Raw genomic sequence first — 16,732 nt, 5'->3', positions numbered from 1 at the left:
GTCCTGCGCCCTTCCGTTCATCCTGCCGCAATCACAGCTCGTCTCGCTTCGTCGCAAAAAGTTCGTGCGCTGTGGATAAAATCACAAACTCGTGCGTTTCCCGCTGCAGGCGGTGCCTCAAACCAAAAGGGCGCCCGGTTTCCCGGACGCCCCTTCGTATCTTCTCTGATCGTTTGGATCAGAGCGAGTAGTACATGTCGAACTCGACGGCCGACGGCGTGGTTTCCCAGCGCATCACTTCCGGCCACTTCAGTTCGATGTAGGCTTCGATCTGGTCCTTGGTGAACACGCCGCCCTGGAGCAGGAAGTCGTGGTCGGCTTCGAGGCTTTCCAGCGCTTCACGCAGGCTGCCGCACACGGTCGGAACCTGGGCGAGCTCTGCCGGCGGCAGGTCGTACAGGTTCTTGTCCATGGCTTCGCCCGGGTGGATCTTGTTCTTGATCCCGTCGAGGCCGGCCATGAGCAGTGCCGAGTAGCACAGGTAAGGGTTGGCCATCGCGTCGGGGAAGCGGAACTCGACGCGCTTCGCCTTGGCACCGGCGCCATAGGGGATGCGGCACGAGGCCGAACGGTTGCGGGCCGAGTAGGCCAGCAGAACGGGGGCTTCATAGCCCGGCACCAGACGCTTGTAGCTGTTGGTGGTCGGGTTGGTGAAGGCGTTGAGCGCCTTGGCGTGCTTGATGACGCCGCCGATGAAGTACAGGCACATTTCCGACAGGCCAGCATAGCCGTTGCCGGCGAAGAGCGGCTTGCCAGCTTCCCAGATCGAGATGTGGGTGTGCATGCCCGAGCCGTTGTCGGTCTTGATCGGCTTCGGCATGAACGTCGCGGTCTTGCCATAGGCATGGGCGACCTGCTGCACGACGTACTTGTAGACCTGCATGCGGTCGGCGGTCTGGACCAGGGTGCCGAAGGTCAGGCCGAGTTCGTGCTGGGCCGAGGCCACTTCGTGGTGATGCTTGTCGCAGGGCAGGCCCATCTCGATCATGGTGCGGACCATTTCGCCACGGATGTCGACGCAGCTGTCGACCGGAGCGACCGGGAAGTAGCCACCCTTGGCGCGCGGACGGTGGGCGAGGTTGCCGCCTTCGTAGTCCTTGTTCGAGTTGGTTGGCAGCTCGATGTCATCGATGCGGAAGCCGTTGCCGTCGTAGCCGTCGTAGAACTTCACGTCGTCGAACAGGAAGAACTCGGCTTCCGGACCGACGTAGACAGTGTCGCCGAAACCGGCCGACTTGACGAAGGCTTCTGCGCGCTTGGCGGTCGAACGCGGGTCACGGCCATAGAGTTCGCCGGTCGAAGGTTCGACGATGTCGCAGTTGATGATCAGCATCGGCGAGGCCGAGAACGGATCGACATAGACCGAGTCGAGGTCGGGCTTGAGGATCATGTCCGACTCGTTGATGGCCTTCCAGCCTTCGATCGACGAACCGTCGAACATCAGGCCGTCTTCCAGTTCGTCTTCGCCGAGAACGGTCGAGACCATGGTCAGGTGCTGCCACTTGCCCTTCGGGTCAGTGAAGCGCAGGTCGACCCATTCGATTTCCTCGTCCTTGATGCGGGCGAGGATGTCCTTTGCAGTTGCCATCGCTGGTCCTTCTTCTTCATTGCCTCCGGTGGAGAGCTCCGGAGGGTATCTGGGGTGGTTGTCGTCTGGAGGCTTGCCCGTCCACAGGCCCACCCCCGCTATGCTGCCCGGCGGGTCAGGCCCGCCGCGGCATCAAACTTGTCATGTCGTTCTGATCAGATAGCGTCGTCGTTGCGCTCACCGGTACGGATGCGCAGGGCGCTCTCGATCGGGATCACGAAGATCTTGCCATCGCCGATGCGGCCGGTCTGTGCTGCGGCAGCGATCGCTTCGACCACGCGGTCGACCAGCGCATCGCCAACCACGACCTCGAGCTTCACCTTGGGCAGGAAATCGACGACGTATTCGGCACCGCGATAGAGCTCGGTGTGGCCCTTCTGGCGGCCGAAGCCCTTCGCTTCGGTCACGGTGATGCCCGATACGCCAATCTCGTGCAGCGCTTCCTTCACTTCATCGAGCTTGAAGGGCTTGATGATCGCTTCGACCTTTTTCACGTCGTTCAGACCCCTGCAACGCGGGCCGGACCGCCAAGGTCGGCGTTCCGGCAATTTATCCCGTGTGTGGCAACGACGTTACAAGAATCGTGCCACGCGCTGAGGGCAAGCACTAGGCTATCGCGCTGCAACGCGAAAGCCGTAAAATCAGGGGCTCGGCAAGATTTGAATCGAATGCGCAAGGCTTCCATGCGCAAGATTGCGCAGCATTGTTCAAATCATGCACATTTTTTACGCAGGGGCTGCCTTATTTTTGGGCAGGCCCTATATCGTCAAGCTGCGTAAGGCGGCTTGTCCAAGCCTTTCGGACTTGCGGTAAAGATCTCGCAGCCGTCCTCGGTGATGCCGATAGAATGCTCGAACTGGGCCGAGAGCGAGCGGTCTCGCGTCACAGCCGTCCAGCCATCGTCGAGGATCTTCACGCCCGGCTTGCCCAGGTTGATCATCGGCTCGATCGTGAAGAACATGCCGGGCTTCAGCTCCGGCCCAGTCCCGGCGCGCGCGGCGTGGACAACTTCCGGTGCGTCGTGGAAGAGCCGGCCGAGGCCATGACCGCAGAATTCCCTCACCACGCCGTAACGCTGCTTTTCGGCATGGGCCTGGATCGCCGCGCCAATGTCGCCAAGCCGCGCACCGGGCTTTGCCTGCTCGATGCCGATCATCAGACACTCGTAGGTGACGTCGACCAGGCGCTTTGCCTTCAACGGCACGTCGCCGACGAGGTACATCCGGCTCGTATCGCCGTGCCAGCCATCGAGCAGGGGCGTGACGTCGATGTTGACGATGTCTCCGTCCTTCAGCGTCTTGTCCGAAGGGATGCCGTGGCAGACCACGTGGTTGATCGAGATGCAGCACGAATGGGTATAGCCCCGATAGCCAAGAGTCGCCGGCACGGCGCCGCCATCGAGTGTCATCTTCCGCACCACATCATCAAGGTAGTCGGTCCGTACGCCGGGCACCACCAGCGGGGCCAGCGCATCGAGGATCTCGGCCGCGAGCCGGCCGGCCTTGCGCATGCCATCGAAGCCCGCGGGGCCGTGGAGCTTGATCGTGCCGTCGCGCAGCAAAACGTCGTGGTCTTCAACAGTCAGATATTCGGTCATGCCGTCCATGTAGCGACAAAACCGGCAAATTGCGAGAACCGGACTAAGGGCATTTCATCTTGCGACGAACGCGGCCTTGAATTCGGGCCTGACAGCATCAAGCACCTTCTGCGTCACCGGGAGGGTCACTTCATAGTCCCCCTCGGCATAGGGACCTGCAGCATAAGGCGCGACGAGAATGCCGATCCGGTCGAACGCCTTGCCGTTCGAGGAGCCGAGGATCACGGTCTGCTCGGTGGGATCGATGCAGTCGCTGAACTCCGGGATATCTCCCCTGCCTGAACCAGAGCGCTTCCTGGCGCGCTGGCGATCGAGCTCCTCGCAGAACCGCGCCCGGATCGCCCCGCGCAGCGCCTCCTTCGATGTGAACAGGTCCACCGGCGCACGGCGCTTGGCGGCGATCCTGTCCCACAGCACCGTGTCGTAAACGTAGTTCGGGTGTGCCCCGCCGCTGTAGAATCCGACCAGCGTCGAAAGGCTGATCCAGGCCGGCAAGTCGGTGACTACCTTCCATTCGACGGTATGCGTATAGGGATTGTACGGAAAGCCGCTCTCCTTTGCCGCCTTGCGTCCTTCGGTCGCCTGCGCCTTGAGCTCGCGGCGCGCTTCTTCCAGTTCATTGTCGAGCAGTGCCTTCAGTTCCGGCACCGCCCCCGCGGCCGCCGGATAGGAATAGTCGAATTCATAAAGCTCGTTCTTCTCGTGCACCTCGCGCGCGGTGACCGGCGTCTGTACAGGCGGCTCCGGCGGCATCGGCGCGGCGACGGGAGCATTGGTGCTCGGCGCCGGGGCAGGGGGCTTCTCGCCCGAACAGGCGGCCAGTAGCACCAGCGGGGTCAAAAACAGCACACGCATCAGGCAATTTCCTCTCGCAACGTGCCGCGCTCTGCGGCATGTCCTTGTGCAGCATGACCGACAGACAAGCACTGATCCAGCCCGATCGCGGCCAGCCGGCAACGGCGCTCCACCTCGTCGACAAGGCAACGCTGCCCGACTTTCTCAAAGGGCTTAACGCCGGACAGCGCGCTGCCCTTTCCGCGCAGAAGTTCGAAGGCGGCGGATACGAGCACGCGATTGTCCCCGATGGCGACGCATGGTTCGCCGTGGCGGGCGTCGCCAATATCGATGACCTGTCCTCGTGGTGCATGGCCAAGCTCGCCGACGTACTCCCCGGCGGTACCTATCGCCGCGCAGGAGGGGAGCCCGGCAAGGCGCTCCACGGCTGGATCACCGGCCAGTACCGCTTCGACCGCTACCGCAAGGACGCGAAGGACGCCGAACCGCGAATCCTGCTGACCAAGGACGTTGCGCTGATCGAGCCCGCGATTGCCGAGGCAACGGCCGTCCTCATGGTCCGTGACCTCGTCAATACGCCCGCCGAGGACATGGGGCCGCTGCAGCTTGAAGCCGAGGCCCGCGCGCTGGCCAAGCGCCACCATGCCGAAGTCCACGTTGTCTCGGGCGATGCGCTCGAGCACGACTACCCGATGGTCCACGCCGTCGGCCGTGCCGCGGCGCGCAGCCATGCTCCGCGCCTGATCGAAATGACGTGGGGCGATGCCAGGCACCCGCGCGTCGCCATCGTCGGCAAGGGGGTTTGCTTCGATTCGGGCGGGCTCGACATCAAGCCTTCCTCCGGCATGGCGCTGATGAAGAAGGACATGGGCGGGGCGGCTCACGCGCTGGCCCTGGCCGGTCTGATCATGACGATGGGCTTGAAGGTCCGGCTGCACGTGCTTGTTCCTGCAGTCGAAAACGCGATCTCCGGCAACGCGTTCCGTCCCGGCGATATCCTCCGGTCACGCGCCGGGCTTTCGGTCGAGATCACAAATACCGACGCCGAGGGGCGGCTCGTGCTCGGCGACGCGCTGACTCGCGCTACTGAAATGAAGCCCGAACTCGTCATCGACTTCGCGACCTTGACCGGCGCAGCCCGTGTCGCGCTGGGGCCGGACCTCCCGGCGATGTTCGCGCGGCAATGTCCAACTGCCACCCAACTCCTCGAGGCAGGGCGGCAACTCGACGACCCTTGCTGGCAACTCCCCCTGCATGAAGGCTACCGCGAGTACCTCAAATCCGACGTTGCCGACCTGCAGAATTCGCCGGCCAATGGATTTGCGGGCGCGAGTGTCGCCGCACTGTTCCTTGACCGATTTGTCGGCGAGGGGATCGACTGGGTGCATTTCGATACCTTCGCCTGGCGCCCTGTTGGAAAGCCCGGCCGACCCAAAGGCGGCGATGCCCTGGGGTTGCGTGCGGCGTGGGGGCTGCTCAAGGCGCGCTACGGCTGAGGGGGCGGGCAAGTGCACCATAGCTTGCCTGATGACGCGAGCGCCGCTAATCGCCCGGCTTTCTTGCTGCGGGGAACCCCTGAATTGACCGTCGAAGCCATGCCTCTTTCCACCGAACTGCCCACCGGCCAGCTCCAGCTTTCCCGCGCTGCTGACCGTTCGGACAAGCCGCACCTGCCGGTGCGCGGCGATCTTGCGCATATCGGTCTCGCCGGAAAATACTTCGTGCCGCATTACGCGGTGCCGATGGCGCATGGCGTGAAGTCCGAAACGGCGCTGCGTGCTGCGGGCAAGCAGGATGGGGCGGAATTGCGCGCCCTGGTGGCCGGCGAAGTCTTCGATGTTCTCGACATGGCAGGAGGCTGGGCCTGGGGGCAGGCGAAATCCGATCTGCTCGTCGGCTATGTCGAGATGAGCCAGTTGGAGGCCTGCGCATGACCACATCGGTCTTCATCGACGGTGCTGCGGGCACCACCGGCCTCGAAATCGCCGAGCGGCTTGCCGGGCGCAGCGAATTCGCCATGATCGCACTCGATGATGCCCGCCGCAAGGACGATGCCGCGCGCGCCGAAGCGATCAATGACGCCGACGTGGTGATCCTGTGCCTGCCAGATGACGCTGCGCGCGATGCCGTGGCGATGATCCGCAATGACCGGACAAAGGTGATCGACGCTTCGACCGCACATCGCGTGGCGGACGGCTGGACTTACGGATTCCCTGAAATCGTCGGCCGCGAGACCGTCGCTGAATCGAAGCGGGTGTCAAATCCGGGATGCTATCCGACGGGGTTCATCGGCCTGCTCGCCCCGCTTGTTCACAACGGCCTGCTGCCCGCCGCCTGGCCATACAGCTGCAATGCGGTCACCGGTTATTCGGGTGGCGGCAAGGCGCTGATCGGCCGCTTCGAGGCTGAGGCCGACATCGCCTGGCGAGGGTACGGCCTGACTTTCGGGCACAAGCACATTCCCGAAATGCAGCGCTACACCGGCACGGCAATCGCCCCGTTGTTCAGCCCGGCGGTGGTCAATGCCCATCGCGGGATGGTCGTCGAGATTCCGCTGCCGCTGGGCGTCATGCCCGGCAACGTGCCAGCCGAGTTGCTGCGCGCTGCTCTCACGCAGTTCTATGACGGCTCGCGAGTGGTGACTGTGGCGCAGGATCTTCCTGCCGACGGCGAGATGCTGCTGCGCGCTGCGATGGAACCATGGGACGGTCTTGCCCTTCACGTCATGGGCAGCGCCGACGGCGAGCAGGCCCGCTTGGTTGCCGTACTGGACAACTTGGGCAAGGGCGCCAGTGGCGCGGCAGTGCAATCGCTGAACCTGATGGCCGGCCTCGACGAAACCGCAGGCCTGCGCCTCTAATTCCATTAGCGCCGACTTCCAAAAACGCCTCCGCGAAAGCGGGGGCGTTCTTGCGCGTGCCCTTCGGGAGCAAAAAAAGGGCAGCATCTTGCGATGCTGCCCCCAAGTCGGACACGTGGCACCAGACCTTTAGAAATCAGCCTGGAAACCAACCTTGAAGTAACGTCCCAGAATGCCCTGGCCGCCCTGGATCGGATTGTAGAGGTGCGCGCCGTAGGTCACGACATCCACTGGCGGCATGTTGTCGAACAGGTTCAGCGCGGTGAGCGACAGCGTGAAGCGGTCGTTGACCTTGAAGCGCGTCTGCAGGTCGAATGTGATGTAGCGCGGAATGTCGCAGCCGGTTGGACTGTAGCCCGGGTTCTGGCCGCAGTCCTTGTAGAGATCGCCCTGATCCATCGCCGAGAGGTTGTAGCCACCAAAGTAGTTGACTGTGGTGTTGATTTCCAGGTTGTCATCGAACTGCAGGCCATTCAGCCAGTAGCCGTGCCACTTCGGCGTGCCCGAACCTGCGGTCAGGTTGAAGTTGCCAAGCGTACCGTCATAGCGCTCCAAGCCACCGCCGCTGTTGGTCAGGTCCGATTCCAGCTTGATGATGTAGCTGGCCTCGAGATGGCTGGTGAAGCGGATATTGTCGGTCAGGTTGATCCGGCCGTCGATCTGGAAATCGAGGCCTGAGACGGTCTGCGTGTTCGCGTTGATCAGCTGCGACTGGATGAAGGCGAGGCGTGGCGTCGCATTCGGGAAGTCGGGGCTGACTGCATCGGCGATCACGGTGTAGCCCGCCGGGATCGGCTGGCCGGTGTAGTAAGCCTCGAGCGCGGGCGCGTTCGAAGGCTGCGTGATCACGCCGGTCTTCTTGATGTTGTAGTAGTCGACCGACAGCGTGAAGTTGCGGACCGGTTCGAACACGAACCCAGCGGTGAAGCTGCGCGACCGCTCCGGCTTCAGGTCCGGCGAGGCCAGCGTGGTCTGGCCGTAGGAAGCGGAGCGAAGGTAGGTCGGGCAGTCGCTGAACGTGGCAACCGTGCAGCCATACTGGCTGAGATAGGCATCGTTGAAGATGCCAGCGCCGTTGGTCACAAAGCCCGTTGTCGGAAGGGCGTTTGCCTCACCGAACGAAGGGATGCGGAAGCCCTTCGACCAGGTGCCGCGGATCAGCAGTTCGTCGACCGGCTTGAACTTGATGCCGGCCTTGGGGCTGAATGCGTTCTGACCGCTCGAGTACTTGTCGTAACGACCGGCGAGGTTGATTTCGACCTTGTCGAGAACCGGCGCGTTGATTTCGGCAAAGCCCGAATAGACCCAGCGGCTGCCCTTGGTGCCGAAAGCGTTCAGGGTGAAGTAGCGCTGCGTCGGGCCGAAGTAGTCAGGGTTACCCGAAGGCGCGTCGACCGCTTCGTAACGGGCGCCTGCGCCCACTGCGACCTGCAACTTGCCGCCCGGAAGTTCGAACAGATCCGCACCGAGCGTGCCCTGGAACTGGACCTGATCGGAGGTGGCGTTCAGGATCTGGGTAGGACGCAGGAAGTCATTCTGCTCCTGCGTGTTCTGCGTCGGGTCAACGAAGTTGTACGTGCCACGCGCGATGGCCGTCAGCAGGTTGGCTATGTAGACATAGCCCTTCTGCGTACGACGAAGATCGTCATGCATCGCGGTCGCGCCGAAGTCGAAGTTGATGTTGTCGGTCAGGTCGCCCTTGATGCCGATTGCACCGCGATAGGCGCGGTTGCGGGTTTCATTGTAGGTGGGCTGGTCGAACAGACGGCCCTGGATGCGGGCAAGCTGTCCGGCACCGGCGAACGGGTTGTTCGGGTTGAGCGTGCCGTTGGTGGCGTTGCAGCCCGTGTTGAGGCCGCTTGCGTCGCCCACACCGTTGGCGCAGACATAGACCGGCAGGGTCAGCGCAAACGAACCGGGCGCGCGGCTGGCTGCATTGTTCGACGTTGAGAAGCCTGGGAACAGGATACCAGCGTTAGCATTGCGCGAGATCGCTTCGGGCAGGCCTGTGTAGGCCGATTTGCTCTGCAGGAAGTTGAATTCGGCATAGCCTTCGATGCTGTCGCTGAGGGCCGCCGTGACGCGGGCAGAGACGCCCCAGCGCTCGATTTCCGGCTGGATCACGCCGTACTTCCGGGTGAGGTCTACGGTGCAGGTCTGCAGGGGGGCTGCCGCGCTGGCGGCAAGCTGCGCAGCCGTCAGTGTGTAAGCACTGTCGCAGCCGACGTTGTTGAGCAACTGGAAGCGGCCGAGTGCAGTGGTGTTGGTGGGATCGTAAGGACGCACGACAAGCGGGCCGCCGGCACCGGTAAAGCTGGTGGCGGTGGGTGAATTGATGCGGTCGTCGCTGCCGCACTCATCATCGGGCGAACATACGTTGCGCAGGTCGTCCGTGTTGAACGGATAAGGACGATCGCGGTTCATGAGCTTGTTGCTCTTGTAGTAGAACCCCGAGACGTAGGCGTTGTAGCCGTTCTCGTCGATGTCGCCCACGCCGGCGGTCAGCGACAGGCGATACTGCGAGGCATCGCCGCGATCGGAAAGGCCGGCTTCGCCACGGGCGCGCACGCCCTTGAATTCGCGCTTGGTGATGATGTTGACCACGCCTGCGATGGCGTCGGCACCATAAGCCGCCGAGGCGCCGTCACGCAGGATCTGCACGCGGTCGACAATGTCGTCCGGAATGGTGTTGAGATCGACGAAGTTGCGCGAACCGTCATCGGCCAGCGGGTAATAGGCCGCCCGCATGCCGTCGAACAGCACAAGCGTCGAGTTGGTCGAAAGGCCGCGCAGCGAGATCGCCGAGGCACCGGCCGCGAACGCGCCGTTGGCGGTGAACGAGTTGGTCAGCGCCGGACCGTTGTTGGCCGCCAGCGATTGCAGGCCTTCCTGCACGGTCGAGATGCCGCGCTGATCAAGGTTCTCCTGCGTCACCGTGGTGACCGGCGAGACGGTCTCGGTGTCGGTGCGGCGCAGGATCGAGCCGGTGACGACGATCGCCTGGGTGTCGCCGCAGCTGGGATCATCCGGTGTGGTGCTGCAGTCGACGCTCTGCGGTGCAGCCGTCGTGGCCGCATCCTGCGCAAAGGCTGCGGTGGAGACCAGCGCCATGCCGATCGCCAGAGGGGTCGCGCCCGAACGGAGCGCGGAGAGATACTTGATGTTCACGTGGCAGTCCTCTTGTCCTGAACGTCTGCCGCCGTGGGGAACGGCGACAGGCCCGCGCGCCCAGTCCATATGCCGCCGCATTTGCGGTCAGCCGGGGTATGGATGCGAGAGAGGCGCCTGTCTGACGAGGCCAAGCTGCGCTTTCAAACCGGAAACACGTAGTTTCACATTAAACGATAGTTAGTGTGGTGTTCATGTAACAACGCAATGAAAAACCTAGAGAAATTTCTCATTGAAACATTTTGTCACAAAATGGAATTGTATGCCAATAACTTTCGACATGGAGTAATTTAATTTCCTCTGTAACTATCCAAATCGCATGGATGATGCGTTGCCGCATGCCACAAAGGCCGCCAGGCAGGCGCAGAAGCGCCGCGGTACGCCTGAGGCGCGAAACCGTTCCTCAAAAAATCGACGAAGCGATCCACTTTCTGCAAAAGGGTGGTCCAACATTGCCGTTCACCGGTGCGGCTGACATGAAAAAGGCCCGCGCTCCTGCTGGAGGCGGGCCCTTCAAGCGGCGCAGAGGCCGGATAGATCAGTCTTCCGGCGCGATCGTGACGCGAAGACCGTCGAGGTCGCCCGTGATCTGCACCTGGCAGGAAAGGCGCGAGGTTTCGTTGCGGTGGTCCGAGCTGTCGAGCAGGTCGTTCTCGTCCTCGCTCATCGGCGCGACCTTGTCGGCGAATGCAGGGTCAATGTAGACGTGGCAGGTGGCGCAGGAGCAGCAGCCGCCGCACAGGGCGAGCAGCTCGTCGAAGCCATTGTCGCGGATCGCTTCCATCACCGAAAGGCCGGCATCGGCCTCTACCGTCTTCTCTTCACCCGCACGATTGACAACCACGATCTTCGGCATCGTTCGTTCTCCAAATGCGGCGACGGGCACCAACGCAAGACCCGCGCCCCCTGTTCGCCTTTGGACGGGGCTGCTATCGCGCCATTTCGGCTTTGGCAACTGTCGATCCGGCCAAAACACTGTTGCGGAGAACTAGGGTGGGATTGACGGCAGAGGCGCTACGCGAAGGACTCGACTACATCGCCGCCCGCAGCCCCGCCATGGCGAGTGCCATTGGCCGCGTCGGATATCCCGAGCCACGCATTCGTTCGACCGGCTATGCCACCTTGCTGCGCACCATCGTCGGCCAGCAAGTCAGCGTGGCCGCCGCTGCTTCTGTGTGGAACAAGCTCGAGGCACTGCTGGGGGGGGATATTCCTCCGCACGACCTGCTTGGCGCCGACTTCGACGCCTTGCGCGCCTGTGGGCTATCGCGCCAGAAACAGGGCTATGCGCGGTCCTTGTGCGAACTGGTGGTATCGGGCGAACTCGATCTTGATGCGCTGCCAGCGGACGACGAAGAAGCGATTGCGGAACTGGTCAAGATCAAGGGCATCGGACGTTGGTCGGCGGAGATCTACCTGCTGTTCGCCGAAGGGCGGCCCGACATCTGGCCTGCGGGCGATCTTGCGGTGCAAGTGGGCCTTGGCAAGCTGCTCGGCCTTTCGGAACGGCCGAGCGAGAAGGAGACGCGCGCTCTGGCCGAGGACTGGCGGCCGCATCGCGGGGCAGCGGCGATCTTCACCTGGCATTGCTATAACAATCCGGCGCTGTAATGTCTTGCTGACAACAATGTGAGCAGGGGGTGCCAATGGCGCGCAAGACGATCTTCATCACCGGTGGCGCTTCGGGCATCGGCCGCGCCGTGGCGCAGCGCTTTGCACAAGGCGGGTGGTTTGTCGGCATTGCGGATATCAACGAGGCCGGCATGGCCGAAACCGCAGCGCAGCTTCCCACCGGGCAAAGTTCGTGCCACCGTCTCGACGTGCGCGACCGCGCGGCATGGGATACCGCGCTCTCCGATTGCGCCAAGGCGGCTGGCGGGCAGATCGAGGTGGTGTTCAACAATGCCGGCATCCCTATCGGCGGTGGCATTGTCGATCTGACGGCCGAGGAGATCGAGCGCACGCTCGACATCAACCTCAAGGGCGTGATTTTCGGGGCGCAGGCGGCGTTTCCGTGGCTCAAGGCGAGCGCGCCGGGTTCATGCCTGCTCAACACCGCCAGCGCGGCGGGGATTTATGGCTCACCCGGCGCATCGGTCTATTCCGCCACGAAGTTCGGCGTCAGGGCGCTGACTGAATCGCTCGACGGGGAATGGGCCGAGTACGGCATCAAGGTGCGCAGCCTGATGCCGGGCTTCATCGAAACGCCTCTGCTGGATCACGCCCCCAACCGCGCCAGCAACGAGGACATTCGCACCCGCGTTCGTGGCGCGGGCCTGGAAATCACGCCGGTGAGCGAAGTCGCCGAGGCGGCGTGGGCGGCGGTGCATGGAGACAAGGTGCACACTTTGGTCGGCAAGACCGCGCGGCGGCTCGCGTTCGCCTCGCGCTGGATGCCGGGTACTTTGCGCAAGCAGATGCGGTCTGGCGGGAGGCCTTTGGGGAAGTAGCGGCGTTACGTCCCTTCTGATAATGCATTGCTCACTTGTCGTGAAAAATGCGCAAAACTTTGCCGTTCCGGCGGCAAATCGAGATGTGTGCGACGCCGCCATCCAAGCCTCTTGGTAGCGAGCCTGTCACTATTCAGACACCGTCGCGCAGTGTAGCCTTAAAGGGTCGCTGCCCTTCAATCTGTTTGGTGCCATAAACGGGCTTCAGGTAAATCATGGCCACTGACTTTGCCGTCTCTGCCGACCCTACAACACCCGTCTTGGGCTGAAATGAGGCGACATTCTCAGCGCAAGTGGGAGGTTCGGCACGGGCAACTTGTACCGATAGCAAGATGAGTAGCGCGGCCGAGCCATGCCGTAACCAATTGCTCGGTGAGGTGAGCTTCACAGAAAGCCTTCCATCGCCCGCGCCATCGCCGCATCCCGTGCCGAGAGGCCATCGGCATCGTGCGTCGTCAACGTCACCTCGACGCGGTTGTAGACGTTGAACCATTCGGGGTGGTGATCAGCCTTTTCGGCGTAGAGGGCGACGCGGTTCATGAAGGCCCAGGCCTCGGAGAAATCGGCAAAGCGGAAGGTGCGCACTATGGCTAGGCCGTCTTCACGCAATTGCCATTCCGGGAGCTCGGCCAGCAGGGAAACGCGTTCGGAATCGGTCAGGCGGGCGACGGTCATGCTTGGTCCTTTGGCATCCTTGGCAGTTGCCGCCGTTTCCCCTATCGCCCGATTTCATGCAAGCCCCTCCCATGCAGTCCCACGCCATGCAAGAGTGCGGTCTCGTCGCCACGGATATTGCCTGCCGGCGCGGGGACCGGGTTCTGTTCCGGGGGCTGTCGTTCGATCTTGCGCCGCGTGCAGTCGTCCATCTTGCCGGCCCCAACGGCATCGGCAAGTCGAGCCTCATCCGCATCCTTGCCGGATTGCTGCGGCCATTCATGGGGTCGGTTGAGCGTCATGGTGCGCTTGCGCTTTCGGATGAGCGGCTGGCGCTGGACGGCCACGAACCGCTCGAGAACGCGCTGGCGTTCTGGCAGCGGATCGACCGCGCACCGCAGGGCAACGCCGATTTCGGGCTGGCCGACCTGCTTGACGTTCCGGTGCGCTATCTTTCCACGGGGCAGCGCAAGCGGGCGGCCCTTGCCCGCGTGGCGGCAAGCGGCGCGCCGATCTGGCTGCTCGACGAGCCGCTCAACGGGCTCGACACCCACTGGTCGTGCATCGCGCAGGCGGCGATCAAGGCGCATTGCAATGCCGGTGGGGCGGTGATCATTGCATCGCACCAGCCGCTTTCGCTCGACGCGGTAAAGGTGATCGAATTGCTGGATTTCCAACCGTGATCGCCAAGCTTCTTCCGATCTTCCTGCGCGATCTGGTGCTGCTGACGCGAGGGAGCCAAGGGCGCGGTGGAGCGGTTCTGCCGCTGCTGTTCTTCCTTGCTGTGGCGATGCTGTTTCCCTTTGCCGTTGGCCCCGATGCCCGGTTGCTGGCACGGACCGGTGCGGGCGTGATCTGGGTTGCGGCGCTGCTGGCGGCGATCCTGCCGCTCGACCGCCTGGTCGAGCCGGACGTTGAAGCCGGCATGTTCGACCAGTGGGCCTTGCGGGGCATTGCCGAGGAGGCGCTGCTCCTGGTGCGCATCCTGGCGCACTGGCTGAGCTTTGGCGTGCCCCTGATGCTGGCAGCACCGATCTCGGCAGGGCTGCTCGGCCTTGATGGCCAACAGTTGTGGACAGTGGAAGTCGGGCTGCTGCTGGGCACACCGGGTCTGGCAGCGATCGGCGTGACCATCGCGGCGCTGACGGCAGGGTTGCGGGCAGGTTCGGCGCTGGGCGGATTGCTCGCGATCCCTCTGGCCGTGCCGCTCCTGATCTTCGGCGCGGGATCGCTGCAACCGGGGGGCGAGGGGGGCTTGCTGCTGCTGGGCGCATGCAGCCTTGTGGCGCTGGCCGTTGCGCCGTTTGCGGGTGGTGCCGCGATCAGGGCCGGACGCGAATAACGCCGCGAGCAGGGCTTGCACGCCGCAAAGCGCAAATTCGTTGGCAATCGCGCAAAGTCTCCCTAACTCGGGGACCATGACTGCACCTTCGATTACACCCGATACCATTTCGCTCATCGGCAACACGCCGCTCGTCCTGCTGAAGGGGCCGAGCGAGGCGGCAGGCGCCGAGATCTACGGCAAGTGCGAGTTCGCCAATCCCGGTGCTTCGGTGAAGGACCGCGCCGCGCTGTGGATCGTGCGCGATGCCGAGGAGCGGGGCGTGCTGCAGCCCGGCGGGACGATCGTCGAAGGCACGGCGGGCAATACCGGCATCGGCCTTGCGCTGGTGGCCAACGCCCGCGGGTACAAGTCGGTCATCGTCATGCCCGAAACGCAATCGCGCGAGAAGATGGACACGCTGCGCGCGTTGCGGGCCGAACTCGTGCTGGTGCCGGCGGCGCCGTTCTCCAACCCCGGCCACTTCGTTCACACCTCGCGCCGGATTGCCGAGGAAACCGAAGGGGCGGTCTGGGCCAACCAGTTCGACAATATCGCCAATCGCCGCGCCCATATCGAAAGCACCGCGCCAGAACTCTGGGAGCAGATGGAGCACCGTATCGACGGCTTCACCTGTGCTGCCGGCACGGGCGGGACGATCGCGGGCGTGGGCCTGGGGCTCAAGGCTTTCGACGAGAACATCACGATCGCCCTGACCGATCCGCACGGCGCGGCGCTGTACAACTATTACGCCAATGGCGAGCTGAAGGCCGAAGGCTCCTCGGTGGCCGAGGGCATTGGCCAGGGGCGCATCACCGCCAACCTCGAAGGCGCACCGATCGACACGCAGTTCCGCATTTCGGACGAGGAAGGGCTTTACTGGGTCGAGCGCCTGCTGGCCGATGAGGGCCTGTGCCTTGGCCTGTCGAGCGGGATCAACGTGGCGGGCGCCGTGGCGCTGGCCAAGCAGCTTGGCAAGGGCAGTCGCGTGGCGACGATCCTGTGCGATACTGGCTTCCGCTACCTTTCGTCGCTCTACAATCCCGAGTGGCTCAAGGCCAAGGGGCTGCCGGTGTTCCCTTGGCTGGAGCAATAGGCTAGGCTGCGGTCATGGCACTGTTCGGTTTCCCCGCAGGCAAGCAGGTTTCCGCCCCGACCGAGGCGGAAATCGCTGCTGCCAGCGCACTGGCCCATGTGCCGCCGACCACGCGCGAATTGCGGGCACAGGCGGTTCATCGGCTGCAGGTCGGGCTGTTCGGGCTGGCCGGGATGCTGCTGCTGGTAAGCCTTGCCAACGTGATCATGGATCGGGCCAAGTTCATCAACGCGAGTGCGGTCAATACCGCTGCGCCGAAGGTCGAGGCGAGCGAGACATCGGCGAAGGACCCGCTGGCCGACATGGGCGTGGCTCCGCAACTGCCGGTCACGGCCAAGGAAAAGCCGACCGTCACGATCTCGCCCGCTCCGCCCGCGCCGACTCCGGCCCCTTCGGTCCCGGCCCCTTCGGTTAACGCGCCGAAGAACTGAGTGCATCGTCGGATCGCTCTTGCCGTGCTGGCAGCGGTTGTCGCGCTGGCGGGCTGGTGGGCGTTCTCCGCCGAGCGTGCCCCTGACAGGACCGTGGGCCTGTTTACCAGCCTGCCGATCGTGTGGAGCGAGGCGGACGATATCAAGGGCATGATCGACCCGCCAGCCGCGCCGCACTGGGCGCGCGCCGTGCTGGAGTCCAAGGGCAAGGTGATTGCGCTCGATACGCTGCTTCAGCTCGAACAAGTCGACTTGCTGGTCGTGGCGCAGCCGCGCCCGTTGGTGCCGGAAGAGAATCTTGCGCTTGACGCCTGGGTGCGGGCAGGCGGCCACCTTCTGATGTTCGTCGATCCCATGCTGACGCAGGAGAGCGCATTTGCGCTGGGCGACCGACGCCGCCCGCAGGACGTAGCGCTGGTTTCGCCGATCCTGGCGCGGTGGGGGTTGGAACTGCAATTCGACGACGGGCAACCCGGTGGTCTGCGGGAAAGTGCGGGCGAGGGCCTGCCGATCAATCTGGCAGGCGCCTTCAAGGCAATTCCGGGCGGGCATGAAGCGGACTGCGCAATTGCCAGGGACGGGCTGATTGCGCGCTGCGGGATCGGCCAAGGCCAAGCAACGCTGGTCGCTGACGCCGCGCTTCTGGAGCCGGAGGATGATGGGGATCGGCGTGCAGTGCAGCTTCAACGCCTTCTCGAAGGGGCGATGACGCGATGATCCCTTTTTGTTCGCGGGAAACTACGGGCAAGGTGCCGGGTACGGCCGAGGACTT

18 protein-coding genes are annotated in these 16,732 nt (G+C 63.7%); 10 read left to right on the top strand and 8 right to left on the bottom strand.

The annotated features are described in order from the left end of the window. Positions 1–178: 178 nt before the first annotated feature. From glnA to NJ75_RS10355, 4 genes are all read right to left on the bottom strand, one after another. Positions 179–1,588, bottom strand: coding sequence for a type I glutamate--ammonia ligase (gene glnA, locus NJ75_RS10370; protein ID WP_039334175.1), 1,410 nt, complete (start codon positions 1,586–1,588; stop codon positions 179–181). Between the two features lie 155 nt (positions 1,589–1,743). Beyond that, complete coding sequence (locus NJ75_RS10365) at positions 1,744–2,082, bottom strand: P-II family nitrogen regulator (protein ID WP_039334174.1); 339 nt, start codon at positions 2,080–2,082, stop codon at positions 1,744–1,746. 272 nt (positions 2,083–2,354) lie between these two features. Beyond that, complete coding sequence (gene map, locus NJ75_RS10360) at positions 2,355–3,185, bottom strand: type I methionyl aminopeptidase (RefSeq protein WP_174544569.1); 831 nt, start codon at positions 3,183–3,185, stop codon at positions 2,355–2,357. A 54-nt stretch (positions 3,186–3,239) separates the two neighbouring features. Next, positions 3,240–4,040: a DUF4163 domain-containing protein gene (locus NJ75_RS10355; RefSeq protein ID WP_039334172.1), complete on the bottom strand. Its 801-nt coding sequence runs from the start codon at positions 4,038–4,040 to the stop codon at positions 3,240–3,242. Between the two features lie 53 nt (positions 4,041–4,093). Here NJ75_RS10355 and NJ75_RS10350 point away from each other — a divergent pair, with 53 nt between their 5' ends. From NJ75_RS10350 to argC, 3 genes are all read left to right on the top strand, one after another. Beyond that, the gene (locus tag NJ75_RS10350; protein WP_039334399.1) at positions 4,094–5,476 is read left to right on the top strand and encodes a leucyl aminopeptidase family protein; all 1,383 of its coding nucleotides are present in this window, start codon (positions 4,094–4,096) and stop codon (positions 5,474–5,476) included. A gap of 99 nt (positions 5,477–5,575) precedes the next feature. Then, the gene (locus NJ75_RS10345; RefSeq protein WP_039334398.1) at positions 5,576–5,914 is read left to right on the top strand and encodes a hypothetical protein; all 339 of its coding nucleotides are present in this window, start codon (positions 5,576–5,578) and stop codon (positions 5,912–5,914) included. Then, positions 5,911–6,840, top strand: coding sequence for an N-acetyl-gamma-glutamyl-phosphate reductase (gene argC, locus NJ75_RS10340; protein WP_039334170.1), 930 nt, complete (start codon positions 5,911–5,913; stop codon positions 6,838–6,840). The genes NJ75_RS10345 and argC overlap by 4 nt, the downstream gene beginning before the upstream one ends. Before the next feature lie 129 nt (positions 6,841–6,969). On the opposite strand, the gene NJ75_RS10335 is transcribed toward argC, so the two are convergent. Continuing rightward, positions 6,970–9,951 (bottom strand): TonB-dependent receptor domain-containing protein, encoded by a 2,982-nt coding sequence (locus NJ75_RS10335; protein WP_236727128.1) that lies wholly within the window; start codon positions 9,949–9,951, stop codon positions 6,970–6,972. A gap of 595 nt (positions 9,952–10,546) precedes the next feature. Further along, entirely contained in the window at positions 10,547–10,864 is a 318-nt protein-coding gene (locus tag NJ75_RS10330; protein ID WP_039334168.1) for a 2Fe-2S iron-sulfur cluster-binding protein, read from the bottom strand. Positions 10,865–11,001: 137 nt separating this feature from the next. Here NJ75_RS10330 and NJ75_RS10325 point away from each other — a divergent pair, with 137 nt between their 5' ends. Beyond that, positions 11,002–11,619, top strand: coding sequence for a DNA-3-methyladenine glycosylase family protein (locus NJ75_RS10325; protein WP_039334165.1), 618 nt, complete (start codon positions 11,002–11,004; stop codon positions 11,617–11,619). A gap of 35 nt (positions 11,620–11,654) precedes the next feature. Further along, on the top strand, positions 11,655–12,458 hold the full coding sequence (locus NJ75_RS10320) for an SDR family oxidoreductase (RefSeq protein ID WP_039334164.1): 804 nt from the start codon (positions 11,655–11,657) through the stop codon (positions 12,456–12,458). A 31-nt stretch (positions 12,459–12,489) separates the two neighbouring features. Here NJ75_RS10320 and NJ75_RS25425 read toward each other — a convergent pair whose 3' ends face one another. Further along, on the bottom strand, positions 12,490–12,588 hold the full coding sequence (locus NJ75_RS25425) for an NTF2 fold immunity protein (RefSeq protein WP_169745714.1): 99 nt from the start codon (positions 12,586–12,588) through the stop codon (positions 12,490–12,492). 254 nt (positions 12,589–12,842) lie between these two features. Continuing rightward, complete coding sequence (locus NJ75_RS10315) at positions 12,843–13,133, bottom strand: 4a-hydroxytetrahydrobiopterin dehydratase (protein WP_039334162.1); 291 nt, start codon at positions 13,131–13,133, stop codon at positions 12,843–12,845. An 86-nt stretch (positions 13,134–13,219) separates the two neighbouring features. Here NJ75_RS10315 and ccmA point away from each other — a divergent pair, with 86 nt between their 5' ends. The 5 genes from ccmA (at position 13,220) to NJ75_RS10290 (ending at position 16,677) form a co-directional block, all read left to right on the top strand. Further along, the gene (ccmA, locus tag NJ75_RS10310; protein WP_039334160.1) at positions 13,220–13,795 is read left to right on the top strand and encodes a heme ABC exporter ATP-binding protein CcmA; all 576 of its coding nucleotides are present in this window, start codon (positions 13,220–13,222) and stop codon (positions 13,793–13,795) included. Continuing rightward, positions 13,792–14,454, top strand: a complete 663-nt coding sequence (gene ccmB / locus NJ75_RS10305) for a heme exporter protein CcmB (RefSeq protein WP_039334158.1) — start codon at positions 13,792–13,794, stop codon at positions 14,452–14,454. The genes ccmA and ccmB overlap by 4 nt, the downstream gene beginning before the upstream one ends. 76 nt (positions 14,455–14,530) lie before the next feature. Continuing rightward, positions 14,531–15,529 (top strand): cysteine synthase A, encoded by a 999-nt coding sequence (locus NJ75_RS10300; protein ID WP_039334156.1) that lies wholly within the window; start codon positions 14,531–14,533, stop codon positions 15,527–15,529. Between the two features lie 14 nt (positions 15,530–15,543). Then, positions 15,544–15,960: a hypothetical protein gene (locus tag NJ75_RS10295; RefSeq protein WP_052242329.1), complete on the top strand. Its 417-nt coding sequence runs from the start codon at positions 15,544–15,546 to the stop codon at positions 15,958–15,960. Beyond that, the gene (locus NJ75_RS10290; protein WP_052242327.1) at positions 15,961–16,677 is read left to right on the top strand and encodes a Gldg family protein; all 717 of its coding nucleotides are present in this window, start codon (positions 15,961–15,963) and stop codon (positions 16,675–16,677) included. The last annotated feature ends 55 nt before the right edge of the window (positions 16,678–16,732 follow it).

Source organism: Novosphingobium subterraneum (assembly GCF_000807925.1).
Taxonomy (GTDB): Bacteria; Pseudomonadota; Alphaproteobacteria; order Sphingomonadales; family Sphingomonadaceae; genus Novosphingobium; species Novosphingobium subterraneum.
This window is presented reverse-complemented; position numbering and strand designations above follow the sequence as displayed.